General features: G+C 65.4%; 11 protein-coding genes and 1 tRNA gene. 8 read left to right on the forward strand and 4 right to left on the reverse strand.

Going from position 1 to position 14,853, the window contains the following annotated elements; all coding sequences use genetic code 11:
• Position 1 precedes the first annotated feature (1 nt).
• The 5 genes from bioD (at position 2) to AC07OK_RS12635 (ending at position 5,809) form a co-directional block, all read left to right on the forward strand.
• Positions 2-784 carry a dethiobiotin synthase gene (bioD, locus tag AC07OK_RS12615; protein WP_494690634.1) on the forward strand — a complete coding sequence of 261 codons (783 nt, stop codon included), beginning with the start codon at positions 2-4 and terminating at the stop codon, positions 782-784.
• Positions 785-801: 17 nt separating this feature from the next.
• Complete coding sequence (gene bioB, locus AC07OK_RS12620; RefSeq protein WP_494690635.1) at positions 802-1,851, forward strand: biotin synthase BioB; 1,050 nt, start codon at positions 802-804, stop codon at positions 1,849-1,851.
• Between the two features lie 64 nt (positions 1,852-1,915).
• Positions 1,916-3,952 (forward strand): acetyl/propionyl/methylcrotonyl-CoA carboxylase subunit alpha, encoded by a 2,037-nt coding sequence (locus tag AC07OK_RS12625; RefSeq protein ID WP_494690636.1) that lies wholly within the window; start codon positions 1,916-1,918, stop codon positions 3,950-3,952.
• Positions 3,953-3,963: 11 nt separating this feature from the next.
• Positions 3,964-4,896, forward strand: coding sequence for a 2-hydroxyacid dehydrogenase (locus AC07OK_RS12630; RefSeq protein ID WP_494690637.1), 933 nt, complete (start codon positions 3,964-3,966; stop codon positions 4,894-4,896).
• 1 nt (position 4,897) lies between these two features.
• Complete coding sequence (locus AC07OK_RS12635) at positions 4,898-5,809, forward strand: hydroxymethylglutaryl-CoA lyase (protein WP_494690638.1); 912 nt, start codon at positions 4,898-4,900, stop codon at positions 5,807-5,809.
• Between the two features lie 12 nt (positions 5,810-5,821).
• Here the strand turns inward: AC07OK_RS12635 and AC07OK_RS12640 are convergent, their stop codons facing one another.
• The 3 genes from AC07OK_RS12640 to AC07OK_RS12650 all read right to left on the reverse strand — a co-directional run bounded on the left by AC07OK_RS12640 (position 5,822) and on the right by AC07OK_RS12650 (position 11,356).
• Positions 5,822-8,176 (reverse strand): beta-galactosidase, encoded by a 2,355-nt coding sequence (locus AC07OK_RS12640; protein ID WP_494690639.1) that lies wholly within the window; start codon positions 8,174-8,176, stop codon positions 5,822-5,824.
• A complete protein-coding gene (locus tag AC07OK_RS12645) occupies positions 8,177-10,942 on the reverse strand; it encodes a TonB-dependent receptor (protein WP_494690640.1) in 2,766 nt (921 codons plus the stop codon).
• A gap of 337 nt (positions 10,943-11,279) precedes the next feature.
• A tRNA-Pro gene (locus tag AC07OK_RS12650) sits at positions 11,280-11,356 on the reverse strand.
• A 123-nt stretch (positions 11,357-11,479) separates the two neighbouring features.
• On the opposite strand from AC07OK_RS12650, the gene AC07OK_RS12655 reads away from it, so the two are divergent.
• A complete protein-coding gene (locus tag AC07OK_RS12655; protein ID WP_494690641.1) occupies positions 11,480-12,106 on the forward strand; it encodes a hypothetical protein in 627 nt (208 codons plus the stop codon).
• Here AC07OK_RS12655 and rsmI read toward each other — a convergent pair whose 3' ends face one another.
• Positions 12,107-13,015, reverse strand: coding sequence for a 16S rRNA (cytidine(1402)-2'-O)-methyltransferase (rsmI, locus tag AC07OK_RS12660; RefSeq protein WP_494690642.1), 909 nt, complete (start codon positions 13,013-13,015; stop codon positions 12,107-12,109).
• 10 nt (positions 13,016-13,025) lie between these two features.
• Here rsmI and AC07OK_RS12665 point away from each other — a divergent pair, with 10 nt between their 5' ends.
• Positions 13,026-14,459, forward strand: a complete 1,434-nt coding sequence (locus tag AC07OK_RS12665) for a penicillin-binding protein activator (protein ID WP_494690643.1) — start codon at positions 13,026-13,028, stop codon at positions 14,457-14,459.
• A gap of 7 nt (positions 14,460-14,466) precedes the next feature.
• Positions 14,467-14,817, forward strand: coding sequence for a YraN family protein (locus AC07OK_RS12670; RefSeq protein WP_494690644.1), 351 nt, complete (start codon positions 14,467-14,469; stop codon positions 14,815-14,817).
• The last annotated feature ends 36 nt before the right edge of the window (positions 14,818-14,853 follow it).

The raw sequence follows: 14,853 nt of genomic DNA on the forward strand, positions 1-14,853 counted from the left end.
TATGAGTCTCGACGATCCCGTCATAGCCGTGGAGGCGCCGCGCACCCAGGTGCAACCTGCGCCCGCCGCCACCGGCATGCCGCCGCGTTTCAGCTGTTTTGTCACCGGCACCGACACCGAAATCGGCAAGACGCTGATCTCATCGGCGATGTTGTACGCGCTGGTGCAGGCCGGCGTGCGCGCCTGCGGCATGAAGCCGGTGGCCGCCGGCGCCGAACTGCGCGACGGCGCCTGGCACAACGACGACTGCGACCAGCTGGCCGCCGCCGGCAATGTCCACCTGCCGCAATCGATCACCACGCCGTTCCTGCTGAAGGAGCCGGCCGCGCCGCACATCGCCGCCACGCTGGAAGGGGTGACGATTTCACCGGTGCCCATCCTGGCGGCCTACGTCGAGATCAACGCCGCCTCCGACGCCACGGTGGTCGAAGGCGTGGGTGGCTTCCGCGTACCGCTGAACGACGATTTCGACACCGCCGACCTGGCCGAGCAGCTCGACCTGCCGGTGGTGCTGGTGGTCGGCCTGCGGCTGGGCTGCATCAGCCATGCGCTGCTGACGGTGGAAGCGATCGAAGCGCGCGGCCTGCGCCTGGCCGGCTGGGTCGCCAACGAAACGCAGGACGACATGGCCTTCGCCGACGAAAACGTCGCCGCGCTGGAGCAACGCATCAGCGCACCGCTGCTGGGCCGCGTGCCGCGCCTGGCCGAACCCGGCGCGCAAGCCGCCGCCGCCCATATCGATTTTACGCAGCTGCCGAATTGGCCAGCTCAGAACAAACTTTGAACGAAGAAGGAAACACGATGTCCCAGAACACCCTCCAAGAACCGAAAACCGTTTCGCTGCACCGTCCGACGGCCGCCATCACCTTGCCGCCCGCCGCGACGTGGCCGCTGGAAGACGTGATGGCATTGTTCGACCTGCCGTTCAATGATCTGATGTTCCGCGCACAGCAAACCCACCGCACCAACTTCCCTGAGGGCGACGTCGAACTGGCCACGCTGCTGTCGATCAAGACCGGCGGCTGCGAGGAAGACTGCGGCTACTGCCCGCAGGCGGCGCGCTACGACACCGGCGTCGAAGCCAAGAAGATCCTCGACATCGACACCGTGCTCGATGCGGCCCGCCAGGCCAAGGACAACGGCGCCACCCGCTTCTGCATGGGCGCCGCATGGCGCAGCCCTAAGGACCGCGACATGGACAAGGTCGAAGAGATGGTGCGCGAGGTGAAGGCGCTGGGCCTGGAGACCTGCGCCACGCTGGGCATGCTGGAAGAAAAACAGGCCGAGCGCCTGAAGGCCGCCGGCCTCGATTACTACAACCACAACCTCGACACCGCGCCCGAGTTCTACGACAACGTGATCTCGACCCGCGAATACCAGGACCGCCTGGACACGCTGGGCCGCATCCGTGAAGCGGGCCTGAAGGTCTGCTGCGGCGGCATCGTCGGCATGGGCGAGTCGCGCCTGCAGCGCGCCGGTTTGATCGCGCAGCTGGCCAACCTAAATCCGTATCCGGAGTCGGTGCCGGTCAACCACCTGGTGCAGGTGGAAGGCACGCCGCTGTACGGCATGGACCCGCTGGACCCGTTCGAATTCGTGCGCACCATCGCCGTCGCCCGCATCACGATGCCGAAGGCGCGCGTGCGCCTGTCGGCAGGCCGCCGCCAGATGGGCGAAGCGGTGCAAGCCATGTGCTTCCTGGCCGGCGCCAATTCGATCTTCTACGGCGACAAGCTGCTGACCACCGACAACCCGGAAGCGGAAGACGACCGCGCGCTGTTGAACAAACTTGGCCTGAAAACCCGCGGCGCCGTGCTGGACTCGGCACCGAAGGAGAAGTGCGGCTGCTGATCCAGCCTGCGGTACCACCACACGATAAAAAAACTTCCAGCCACAAGCTGCAAAGAGAGAGACCATGTTTACAAAAATACTGATCGCCAACCGTGGTGAAATCGCCTGCCGTGTGGCCGCTACCGCGCGCCGCATGGGCATCAAGACCGTCGCCGTGTACTCGGAAGCGGACGCCAACGCCAAGCACGTCGCAGTATGCGATGAAGCGGTGCTGATCGGCCCCGCAGCCGCCAAGGAAAGCTATCTGCGCGGCGAGAAAATCATCGCCGTCGCCAAGGCCACCGGCGCGCAAGCGATCCATCCCGGCTATGGCTTCCTGTCCGAGAACGCCGAATTCGCCGACGCCTGCGCCGAAGCGGGACTGGTGTTCATTGGCCCGCCTGCATCAGCGATGCGCGCGATGGGCTCAAAGTCCGCCGCCAAGCAGCTGATGGAGAAGGCCAACGTGCCGCTGGTGCCGGGCTATCACGGCGAACAGCAGGACGCCGACTTCCTGCACGCGCAGGCCGACAAGATCGGCTACCCGGTGCTGCTGAAGGCTTCGGCCGGCGGCGGCGGCAAGGGCATGCGCGTGATCGAAAACTCGGCGCAGTTCAAGGACGCGCTGGCATCGTGCAAGCGCGAGGCGATCAGTTCCTTCGGCGACGACAAGGTGCTGGCGGAGAAATACCTCCAGCGTCCGCGCCACATTGAAATCCAGGTGTTTGCCGATACCCTCGGCAACTGCATCTACCTGTTCGAGCGCGATTGCTCGGTGCAGCGCCGCCACCAGAAAGTGCTGGAAGAAGCACCTGCGCCGAACATGCCGGCCGAACGCCGCGCGGCGATGGGCGAAGCGGCGGTCGCCGCCGCCAAGGCCGTCGGCTACGTCGGCGCCGGCACGGTGGAATTCATCGCCAACCAGGACGGTTCGTTCTACTTCATGGAGATGAACACCCGCCTGCAGGTCGAGCACCCAGTCACCGAAATGATCACCGGGACCGACCTGGTGGAATGGCAGCTGCGCGTCGCCGCCGGCGAGCCGCTGCCCAAGCAGCAGCACGAACTGGCCATCAACGGCCACTCGATCGAAGCGCGTATCTACGCGGAGAATCCGGAGAAGGGCTTCCTGCCGTCGATCGGCACGCTGCGCCACATGGAGACGCCGGGCGCGGTCGCCTTTGAACTGGGCGGCGCCGTCAACCTGCCGGCCGGCGTGCGTATCGATTCCGGCGTACGCGCCGGCGATGCGATCTCGCCGTTCTACGATCCGATGATCGCCAAACTGATCGTCTGGGGCGCGGACCGCAAGCAGGCGCTGGCCCGCATGGCGCAGGCGCTGTCGCAGTACCAGATCGTCGGCCTGGCCACCAACATCGCCTTCCTGAAACGCCTGGTCGAAGGCCAGGCCTTCTCGACGGCCGACCTGGATACGGGCCTGATCGAACGCAATCACGACGCGCTGTTCCCGGCAGCGCAAGCCGCGCCGGATGCAGCGTTGGCGTTGGCCGCCGTGTCGCTGATCGAGTCCGAGAAAGACCGCTCCGCCGCGCAATCCGGCGCCAACGCCGCCGACCCTTGGGGCCAGGCGCTGGGCTGGCGCATGAACCATCCCTACGTGCGCGCGCTGTCGTTCGGCGACGAGTTCGCGGCGGCCAAGCCGTACGGCGTCAACGTCAGCTACCGCGCCACCGACTGGCTGTTCAGCGTCGGCACGGCGCAGCCGCAGGTACTGAGCCTGATGTCGCAAGACGGCAACGATTTCAGCATCAAGCTGGGCGAGCGCGCCGTGCACGGCACCGTGCGCCGCGACGGCGACATGCTGCATGTGTTCACCAACGGTGCGCACTATCCGCTGGCCTACAACGATCCGATGGCGCATGCCGGCGAGACCGAGGCCGAAGGCGGCCGCCTGACCGCGCCGATGCCGGGCAAGGTGGTCGCGGTGTTGGCCACCAAAGGGCAGGAAGTGAAGAAGGGCGACGCCCTGGTCATCATGGAAGCCATGAAAATGGAACACACCATCGCCGCGCCGCACGATGGCGTGGTCGACGAAATCCTGTACAGCGTGGGCGACCAGGTGGCCGACGGTGCGCCGCTGCTGGCATTCAAGACGGCGTAAAGGGGGACATCATGCGTATTCTTTTACATCGGGCGGACGGCAAGACCGAGCCTTGGCTCAAGGACTTTGCCAAATATCTGCCGGAAGCCGAAGTCGAAATCTGGCATGTCGGTGAAAAGAGCCCGGCCTGCGACTACGCGGTAGTGTGGTCGCCGCCGGAAGCGATGCTGGCGGACCTGGCGCAGGTGAAAGCGATCTTCGTCACCGGAGCCGGCGTCGACGCGCTGCTCAAATTCAGCGACGCGCTGCCGCCGCACATTCCCATCATCCGCCTGGAAGACGCCGGCATGGCGCTGCAAATGGCGGAGTATGTGACCTATTCGGTGCTGCGCTACTTCCGCCGCTTCGACGAGTATGAAACCCAGGCGCGCGCCGGCCAGTGGCTGCCGCTGCCGCAGCATCCGAAAGAAGATTTCTCGGTCGGCGTATTGGGCATGGGCGTGTTGGGCACGCGCGTGCTGGAGGCGCTGGCGCCGTTCGGCTTCCCGCTGCGCGGCTGGAGCCGCACCGAGAAGAACATGCAGGGCGTGCAGTGCTTCCACGGCGCCGATGGCCTGGACACCTTTCTGCGCGGCAGCCGCGTGCTGGTCTGCATGCTGCCGCTGACGCCGGACACCAACAACCTGCTCAACCGCACCAACATGGGCAAGCTGCCGCAAGGTTCGTACCTGATCAACGTCGCGCGCGGCGCGCATGTGGCCGAGCCGGACCTGCTCGCGCTGATCAAGTCCAACCACATCGCCGCCGCCACGCTGGACGTGTTCCGCAACGAGCCGCTGCCGGCGCAGCATCCGTTCTGGCAGGAGCCGCGCATCACGATCACGCCGCACATCTCGGCGCTGACCTTGCGTCGCGAGAGCGTGCAGCAGATCGCCGAAAAAATCCGCAAGACCGCGAAAGGCGAAACAGTCGCCGGCGTGGTCGACCGCAATAGAGGATATTGACATGAACAGTTTGCCGAAACAGGTAAAGATCGTCGAAGTCGGCCCGCGTGACGGCCTGCAAAATGAAAAAGAGAGCGTACCCGCCGAGGTAAAAATCGAACTGGTGAACCGCCTGACCAGCGCTGGTTTCCAGAACATCGAAGCGGCATCGTTCGTCTCTCCGAAGTGGGTGCCGCAGATGGCCACCAGCAAAGAGGTGATGACCGCGATCACACGCAAGCCGGGCGTGATCTACTCGGCGCTGACGCCGAACATGCAGGGCTTTGAAGCGGCGCTGGCGGCCAAGGCGGACGAGGTGGTGATCTTCGGTTCGGCTTCGGAAGCGTTCTCGCAAAAGAACATCAACTGCTCGATCGCCGAATCGATCGCGCGCTTTGAAGACGTGGCGAAAGCGGCCAAGGACAACGGCCTGCGCCTGCGCGGCAGCATCAGCTGCTCGTTCGGCTGCCCGTATCAGGGCGAAGTACCGCTGGATGCGGTGGCCGACGTAGTGGGCCGCATGCGCGACCTGGGTTGCGACGAGATCGACATCGCCGACACCATCGGTGTCGCCACGCCGCGCAAGACGCAGGCGGTGATGGAGACGGCGATCCGCGCCTTCCGTCTGGACGGCTTGTCCGGCCACTTCCACGACACGTATGGACAGGCGCTGGCCAACATCTACGCCAGCCTGGAGCTGGGCATCACGATTTATCACTCGTCGGTGTCGGGCCTGGGCGGCTGCCCATACGCCAAGGGCGCCACCGGCAACGTGGCCACCGAGGACGTGCTGTACATGATGCAGGGACTGGGAATTGAAACCGGCATCGACCTCGATATCGTGGTCGACGCCGGCCAGTTCATTTCGCAGTTCCTGGGACGTAAAGGCGCCAGCCGCGCCGGCAACGCCATCGCTGCCAAGCGCGCCGCCTAAGCTACGCCAGCATCACTCGCGGACCAGTTTGTCCGCGACGTACATGCGGTACTGCCTGATACGCCCGGTGACGGTGTCAGGCCCCTGGCGCGGCATGTAGCGCACACCCGCCACCTCCACCTGCTGACCGAGATCGATGATCAGCTGGTGCGGGTGGCCGGTCCCGCCGGAGAACGCGGTGTGCCAATGATCCGACGCCTGCCCGTTGATCGCGTTAAGCGCCGAACCATCCTCCTTCTTCAACTCCTCGCTGCTGGCGTAGGCGATCGTCCACGATTGCTGGTTGATGGTCTTGCCGTCCTTGCCCAGCAGAGAAATCTCGGCGACCGCCGCGTACTGCTTGCCGTCGAAGGCGCTCAGCGATTCAAGACAGAACTGGCGGCCCTTGACCGGCGCCGCAAACAGCACATCCTGAGTCGCGCCGCCGACGGCAAACTCGCCCGCCTGCGCTGGCGCGACGCCTTCCAGCGCCGGCTTGACCGTGCTGGCTGGCCGCGCCAGATCCAGCTCTGGATTGAGCTGGTCGAGTATCGGTTCCGTCAGGCCGGCGATACGCGCGCTGCGCGGGCCGGTCAGGTCCAGCACCACGATTTCGTTGCGCCCCTTCTTGATCCACGGGCCGGGCAGGTACATGGTCTGCGTCGGGCCGATGCTCCAGTAACGGCCCAGGCAGCGGCCGTTGATCCACACGATGCCCTGTCCCCAGCTTGACATGTCGAGGAAGGTGTCGGCCTGCCGGCCGGCCTCGAAGCCGCCGCGCCAGAAGGCCGGTCCCTTGGCACGTCCACGCTTGAACGACAGCGGCGGCAGCACGCCGTCGGCATCGAAATCAATGGCGCGGATTTCCCAGTTCTCCAGCGTCTGCGCGGCGCCGTCCTTGGCGGTGAAGGTCACCGGGCCATGCAGGCCCTTGCGATCGTGGACTTCCAGGCCAAAGTTCACCCGCGCGATCGTGTAAAGCAGGATCTCCACCGTCACGGCCTTGCTGCGCGCCGGCACGGCAACCGAGAAGCGGCGATGGCGCGTATCGAGCGTTCCCACCTGCTTGCCATCGATGTAGACCCAGGCCAGGTCACGCACCTTGGCAGCGGCCAGCAAGCCCGCCGGACCGGCCGGCAGCTGCACGCGATAAGCGACCAGGCCACGGCTGATGTCGTACTGTTCGATCGGCTCCGGCGACACGGCCTTGATCGTGCGCGCCGGCAGATTGGCCAGCACCGGCGCCGACTCGCTCAACGCAAAGGCGTCGATGCGCATGACGGGATTGCGCGCCGGTGCGTCGGGCAGCACTTCGCCCGCCGCCAGGAATGGCCGCATGCCTTCGCGATAGGCATTGAACTTGGCGCCCATCCATCCCGCTTCGCTGATCGGCGCGTCGTAATCGTAGCTGGTGGTGTCCGGCCGGAAGGGACGGTCGCAGCCACCCCACAGGCCGAACGTCGTGCCGCCGTGCGCCATGTAAAGGCTGAACGAGCCGTTCGCCTTGAGCATGGCCTGGATGTCGATGACGGCGCTGGTGTTGTCGCCACGGCGGTGCGGATTGCCCCAGGTGTCGAACCAGCCCGAGTAGTATTCGCCGCACATCAACGGCGCCTGCTGCACCGCCGCCAGCGCCTTGAAGCCACTGGCCGGATCGCTGCCGAAGTTGGCCACCGAGAGCATGCCGGGAATGTGCGTCTTGGCGACCGCGTTGGTCGGATTACACTGGAACAGCGGCACGTCGAACCTGGCGTCGAGCAGCGCCTGGCGCAGCACGCGCATGTAGTCCAGGTCTTCGCCGAAGAAGCCGTACTCGTTCTCCACCTGGACCATCAGGATCGGGCCGCCCTGGGTCACCTGCATCGTCCCGAGCACGCGGCCGACTTCATTCAGGTAACGCCGCGCCGGATCGAGAAAGGCCGGATCGCGCGTGCGCAGGAAGGCGTCGCCCGGATTCTTCTTCAACAGCCACCACGGCAGGCCGCCCATCTCCCACTCGGCGCAGGCGTAGGGACCGGGACGCAGGATCACCCACAGTCCTTCCTGCTGCGCGAGCCGGCAGAACTCCACCGCATCGCGCTGGCCGCTCCAGTCGAACTTCCCTTCGCGCCACTCGTGGTAGTTCCAGAACAGATAGGCGCACACCGTGTTCAGGCCCATCGCCTTGATGGCTTTCAGGCGATGGCCCCAGTACTCGCGCGGCACGCGGGCGAAGTGCATTTCGCCGCAGCGGATCTGGAACGGTTTGCCGTCGATGAGAAAATCGCTGGCGCCGACCGCAAAGCGCGGCGCCGCTTGCGCGCCGGCGTGGATCGGCAGCAGGGCGCCGCCGGCGACGGCAGCGGCGCCTTGCAGCAGGCGGCGGCGAGGCAGGTTCGCTCGCATCATTTAGAACGCCACTCGCAGGCCAACGTTGGCGCGGCGGCCGACATCTTCCAGGGTGAGGAACTGCGTTTCGTTGTTGGCATATTCATGCATCCGCGAGTTGGCCAGGTTGATGAAGTCGGCGTAGAGCGCCATCTTCGGCGTCAGATTGTAGCGCAGGCTGGCGTCGGTCTGACCGTAGGCTGCGCGGTTGCGCGGCAGGGTGCTGCCGCCGCCGCAATCGACGGAGAAGTGGTTACGCCAGTTGTAGCTCACACGGGCCTGGAATTTGTCGTTCTCGTAGAACACCGAGCCGTTGTACGACTGCGGCGACAAGCCGGGATAGCCGCAGGCCGGCGCTCCGCTGTCGGTGTCGCGGGTCGCGCTGGCGTCCACATAGGTGTAGTTGGCGGCGACGCCGAAGCCCTTCAGCCAGGAGATGTTGTCATCGAAGGCGTACTGGCCGGCCAGTTCCACGCCTTTGATCTTGCCTTCCTGTCCGTTGCGCACGCGGGTGTCATGCACCACTTCCGTGTACTGCGGGATCTTCATGTCCACCATCTTGGTCTCCAGGAAGTTGGAGACGTCCTTGCGGAAGACAGCGAGGCTGACGTAGTTGGTCTTCGACAGATACCATTCGTACGACAGGTCGTAGTTCTTCGACTGCATCGGCTTCAGATAGGGATTGCCGCCACCGGTTTGCACATCGCCATAACGGCCGCCGTAGGAATTACTGACGCCCATCTGGTTCAGGGTAGGACGGGTCTCGGTCTTCGATGCGGCCAGGCGCAGCATCATGTCGGCCGTCAGGTCGAACTTCAGGTTGGCCGACGGCAGGAAGCTGTTGTAGCTGTTGGTGACGGTGTTGACGGCGGTCGGGCCCCAGTTCAGGATATAGGTCGTGTCGTTGGGGCTCTTGGTTGCCGACAGCAGCACGCGGCTGATGCCGGTCGACGCCGAGTTCACGTGCACCACGCGCATGCCGGCATTGGCCGACCAGCCGGCGCCTTCCCATTTGGAGTCCAGGAAGAAGCTCGATACTTTCTCCTTCACGCCCCACATGTCCGGCTTGGTGTAGTCGATCGCCATCGGGCCATTCGGGTACTTGCTCTTGTCCAGGTACAGCGCCGGATCGTTCGATTGCGCCAGCAGCGACGGCTGGTTCAGATAGTTCATGTACTCGTATGGATCAAATCGGAGATAGGCGCTTGGAATCTGTGCGCCATTACCCAGGAAATTATCCATCGGCGTCACCGTGAACAGGGACGACGGCAAGCCAACGTGGTAGCCGCTGAAGGCATTCCAGGCGTCGTTGTTCCACTGCGTGCGCTCCACGTTGCGCTGCGAGTGGGCCATGCCGGTATCGATGCCCTTGAAATAGCCCATCTCGTGATTCCAGGCCAGGCTGAAACGGCCTTCCTGCAAATCGTCGAGATTGCGGATGTCGCCGTACGACACGGCGTGCGCGCGCACCGCGGTCGGATCGGCGATGCCGTCGCCGAACACCAGACCGGGGGTGCTGCCGAAGGTCAGCACGTCGCCGTTCTTGGGCACCATGCCGGCCACGATCCACATATTCGGCGACTTGGAGGTGGTGCGCGAGTTGGAGATATCGCCTTCCAGTTTCAGCTCCGGCGCCAGCGCCCATTTCGAGTTCAGGCCGAACGCCTGCGTGGTGGACAGGCGGTCGCCGCCCTTGACGATCATGTCGTTCGAGTTGGCCTCGCCCAGCAGCTTGCCGCTGCCGGCCAGCGCCGGGTTGTTCGCGTAGAAGATCGAGCCTGGCCGCAGGAAGCTGGTGACCTGGTTGTTGGCGTCGGTCTTGATGCCGAGCTGCTGGGGATTGTTCCAGTCGCTGAACGCGATCACGTCGTTCTTCTGGTCGAGGCGCGAGTACAGGGCGTCGGCCGTCAGTTTCCAGGTCGACGACGGGTTGTATTGCACCGTCAGGTTGCCGACCAGGCGCTTGCGGCTTTCGTTCTCCTGCTGGAAGCCATAGCTCTGCGGCATGTAGAGCTTTTTGGTGGTCACGTCGGCCATCGTCAAGCCTTTGGAGTTGAGGTCGCCGTTGATCATGGCGACGTCGCGGTAGTTCCAGCCGTCGTTGACGGCCTTGTTTTGCTTGGAGGCGCGGTCGGTGTAGGAGAGCGAGCCGGTCACGCCCAGGGTGCGGTTCTCGTTGGCGAAGGAATACATGCCGCTGATATTGGGCGTGTTCTTCTTGGAGTTCGTATCGTAGGAGTCCGACACATTGACCACCGACGTGTGGCCCAGCTTGCCCGACAGCGGACGCGCGGTCTGGATATCCACCGTCGAGCCGATGCCGCCCTCCGGCAGGAAGGCTTGCGACGTTTTATAGACCAGCGCTTTCGAGATCAGGTCGGACGACAGCAGGTCGAAGGAGAACTCGCGGCCGCCGGTGTCGCTGGTCATGGTGCGGCCGTTGACCAGCACGTTGTTGAACTCCGGTCCCAGGCCGCGCACGGAGATGTAGCGGCCTTCGCCGTTGTTGCGCTGGATCTGCACGCCGGTAACGCGCTGCAGGGACTCGGCGATATTCGTGTCCGGGAATTTGCCGGCGTCCTCGGCCGACACCGCGTCGACCACGCCGTCCTGGATGCGCTTGGTGGTCAGCGACGAGGACAGCGAGGCGCGGATGCCGCTGACGACGACGACGGGGCCGGTATCGAGCGGCTTGGCCTCGCTCGACGTTTGCGCGGCCGCGCCCATCATCATCAACATTTCAGCCACGACGGCGGCGATGATGGTTTTCGAAGTATTCAATTTCATTGTGTCTCCAGTGTTTTATTTTTAGGAATGAATGAATGTGCGAGTGCCTGCCTGGAACGGCGCGAAACTTTAATAGTCAGGAACAGGCGCTCGCCGGATGCGGCGAGCTAGCAGGCGATGGGCCAGTTGAGCGTTGTCGGTTGCATGGTCTCTCCGTAATTTTTGTATGCGCGTTTTCCCCGCGCTCATTTCATATTACGCATGTGCTTGTTTGCCAACCAATCGCATATTCAACCGGATCTATGAACTATTCGTATAGCTCGCTGGCTGCGCGAACGCGCGGAGCATAAAAAAAAGACCCAAGAGCCGAAGCTCTTGAGTCTTTTTTCTTGAATCTTGGTCGGAGTACAAGGATTCGAACCTTGGACCCCCTGGTCCCAAACCAGGTGCGCTACCGGACTGCGCCACACTCCGAAGAAGCAACATAATACAAGCTGCTCCAGTATCCGTCAAGTGTCACTATGAAATCAGTATGTACCATGGCGATTTTTTTTCAATGTGAGATTATGGCGGTGTGCACAAATTATCTAAAAAGCCATGAGCGCGACGTTCACCCAATTCCAACCCGCACCGATGCGGCGGCCGGGGATAGGCGCGGGCATCGCCGTCTCGCTGGTGCTGCATGCGGCGCTGATCTTCGGCTACCGGCTGGCGGCGCCGACCGCGCCTGAGGCGCCGCGGCCGGCCAGGACCATGACGGTCTGGCTGCGAACGCCCGCGCCACCCAAGCCGGTCGTGGCCAAGGTGGAGCCGCCGCCCAAGCCGAAACAGGAGCCTGCTCCAGCGCGCAAGCGCGAACGGCCGCAGCTGGTCAAGCGCGCCAGCCCGCCAGCGCCAGCCGCAGAGCCCGCCCCGGTCACCGCGCAGGCGATCACGCTGCCGGCGCCAGCGCCCGATCCCTTGCACCCGGAATTGCAACCGAAGAAATTCGACATGGACGCGGCGCTGAAAACCGCCCGCAAGGAAGCCAACGCCAAGGACCCGGCCCGCGCCGGCTTGCCGGTGGCGCAGCTGGAAGACCATCCGTTGTATCCCGAGCGGGAAAGCAAGCTGGCGCGCGACATCCAGGGCGCCAAGCGTTCCGACTGCAAGAACACCGGCGCCGGCCTGCTGTCCCCGCTCATCTGGCTGCTGGACAAGAAGGACAGCGGCTGCAAATTTTGATTACTCGTCGCCCTTGAGCTGCAGGGCGCGGTCGTACAGCGCGTTTTTCTTGCGGCCGGTGATCAGCGCCGCCAGGTTGGCCGCCTGCTTGACCGAGCATTCGGTCAACAGAATCTTGAGGATGCGCTCGGCCTCGACGTCCTGTTCATCCTCGGCCGCCGGCGCGCCGGCCAGCAGCACCACGAATTCGCCTTTTTCACGGTGCGCGTCGGCCCTGATCCACGCCTCCGCCTCGGACAGCGGGCAGCGGTGGATTTCCTCGAACATCTTGGTCAGCTCGCGCGCGAACACCACCTGGCGTTCCGGCTCGAACACCGCCGCCAGCGCCGTGGCGCAATCGAGGATGCGGTGCGGCGCCTCGTAGAACACCATCGTCGCGGTCACCGCGCGCAAGGTGCCGAGGAAGTTCTCGCGCTGCTTGGCCTTGGCCGGCAGGAAGCCGACGAAGTAGAACTGATCGTTCACCAGGCCGCTGGCCGACAAGGCCGTCACCGCCGCCGACGCGCCCGGCAGCGGCAGCACGCGCAAGCCCGCCGCCCGCACCGCGTCGACGATGCGCGCGCCCGGATCGGACACGGCCGGCGTGCCGGCGTCCGACACCAGGGCGATGCGCTCGCCGGCCTGCAGGCGGGCGATCAGCGTTTCCGCCACTTCGCGCTCGTTGTGCTGGTGGGCCGCGATCAGCGGCTTGTGCAGGCCGAAGCGGGTCATCAACTGGGCGGTGTTGCGGGTGTCCTCGCAGGCCACGGCGTTGACCAGGCTCAAGACATGCAACGCCCGCAGGCTGATATCCGTCACATTGCCGATCGGGGTCGCCACGACGTACAAGGTTGCGCTAGGATAGGTCTGGTGCGCCATTTCGCCCATCACGGGCAGGGTGGCGATGGAGCTGGATTCTTGTGCGGTCATTGGGGGTAGGATGAATAGTGTGAGGTTGTCGCTGCTGTGTACGGTTGCGGCCCTGGTCAGTGCGTGCAGCACGCCGTTCTGCAATGCGCCCGGAGGATTGTGCGCGCCCGGCTCATCAAATACAAGTGCGGCGGCCCCGCTGCTGCCGCCTGCGCGCCCGGCGTCGCTGCCCAAGCCGCCGCCGGAACCGACGCCGCCGCCCGCCGAAACCTTCGCCGTCACGCTGCCGGGCCTGGCCCCGCCGGCCCGAACCACCCCGTCCGCCCCGACCGGCGCCGGCCTGACCGTCACGCCGGACGCCGCTCCCGGCCCGGCGCGCGCCGCCGACGAGGCGGCGCAACCGTCCAACGCGCCCATCCGCATGACCTTGCTGCTGCCGCTGCGCTCCGAAACGCTGGGCCTGGCCGCGTCGTCGGTGCGGGCCGGCTTCCTGGCGGCCTGGGAGCGCGACCGCGACAACATCACCGTCACCGTGGTGGAAACCGGCGACGCGCCGCAGGACGTGCTGGCCAGCTACGCCCGCGCCCAGCAGCAGGACGACATCATCATCGGCCCGCTGGCGCGCTCCGCCGTGGCGGCCATCGCCGCCAGCCCCTTGCTGCAAAAGCCCACCATCGCGCTGAACTATCCGGAAGGCTACGGCGTGGCCGGCGCCGCGCCGCTGCCGCCGCTGATGCTGGCCATGGGCCTGTCGATCGAGGAGGAAGCGCGCCAGGCCGCCCAGTGGGCCGCCGCCGACCTACCCGGCAGCACTGCCGTCATTTTAAGCACCAGCACGCCGTGGCAGCGCCGCGTGGCGGCCGCCTTCGCCGCCCAGTGGCAGCGCCACGGCCTGCCGGTCAAGATGGTCGAGCTGAGCGCGCCCGACGGCTACCTCAGCGATCCGGAACTGGTGCAGCTGCGCGCCCGCCTGCGCGACGATACGCCCGGCCTGCTGTTTTCGGCCATGAGCGCCGACCAGACCCGCCAGCTGCGCAGCGCCCTGGGCGACGCCTTCAACGGCGAGCCAAGCAACCCCACCTTCAGCACCGCCGATGCGCTGCCGCCGCCGCCCGTGCCGGCGCCGGCGCCGCAATTGCGCTCGCTGCCGATCTACGGCACCTCGGCGCTGAACCCCGGCAGCGGCAGCAACAGCCCGACCCGGGAGCTGGACGGCGTGCGCCTGCTGGACCTGCCGTGGCAAATCCAGCGCGACCATCCGGCGGTGATGGTCTATCCGCATCCGCTGCAATCGAACAGCGCCGACATCGAGCGCCTGTACGCGCTGGGCATCGACGCCTACCGGGTGGCGCGCGAGCTCAGCCGCCACCGCGCCGGCCGCTTCCACCTGGACGGCGTGACCGGCCGGCTGACCATCGATTTCGGCCAGGGCGCGGCCGCTTTCGAGCGGATCGAGCAGCCGGCGGTGTATAAGAACGGCGTGCCGCTGCCGGTCACGCCGTGAGGCCGCCATGCCGCAGACCTCGCAACAACGGCTGGGCCGGCTCGGCGAAGACCGGGCGCTGGCCCACCTGAGCGCGGCCGGGCTGGTGCTGGTCGAGCGTAATTTCCTGTGCAAGGTGGGCGAAATCGACCTGATCATGCAGCACGGCGCCCACCTGGTGTTTGTCGAAGTGCGGCGCCGCGCCCCGAGCCGCTTCGGCGGGGCGGCCGCCAGCGTGACCCCGGCCAAGCAGCGGCGGCTGATCCACGCGGCCCAGTTTTACCTGCTGCGCTACCGCCAGCCGCCGCCATGCCGCTTCGATCTGGTGGCCATCGACGGCGAAAAGTTGTCATGGATACAAAATGCGCTGGAAATGTAAGCATTTTTAACAGCGCTTGTCCGGACCGCTGTGCGG

This window comes from Duganella sp. GW821-FHT07G03, assembly GCF_059418605.1.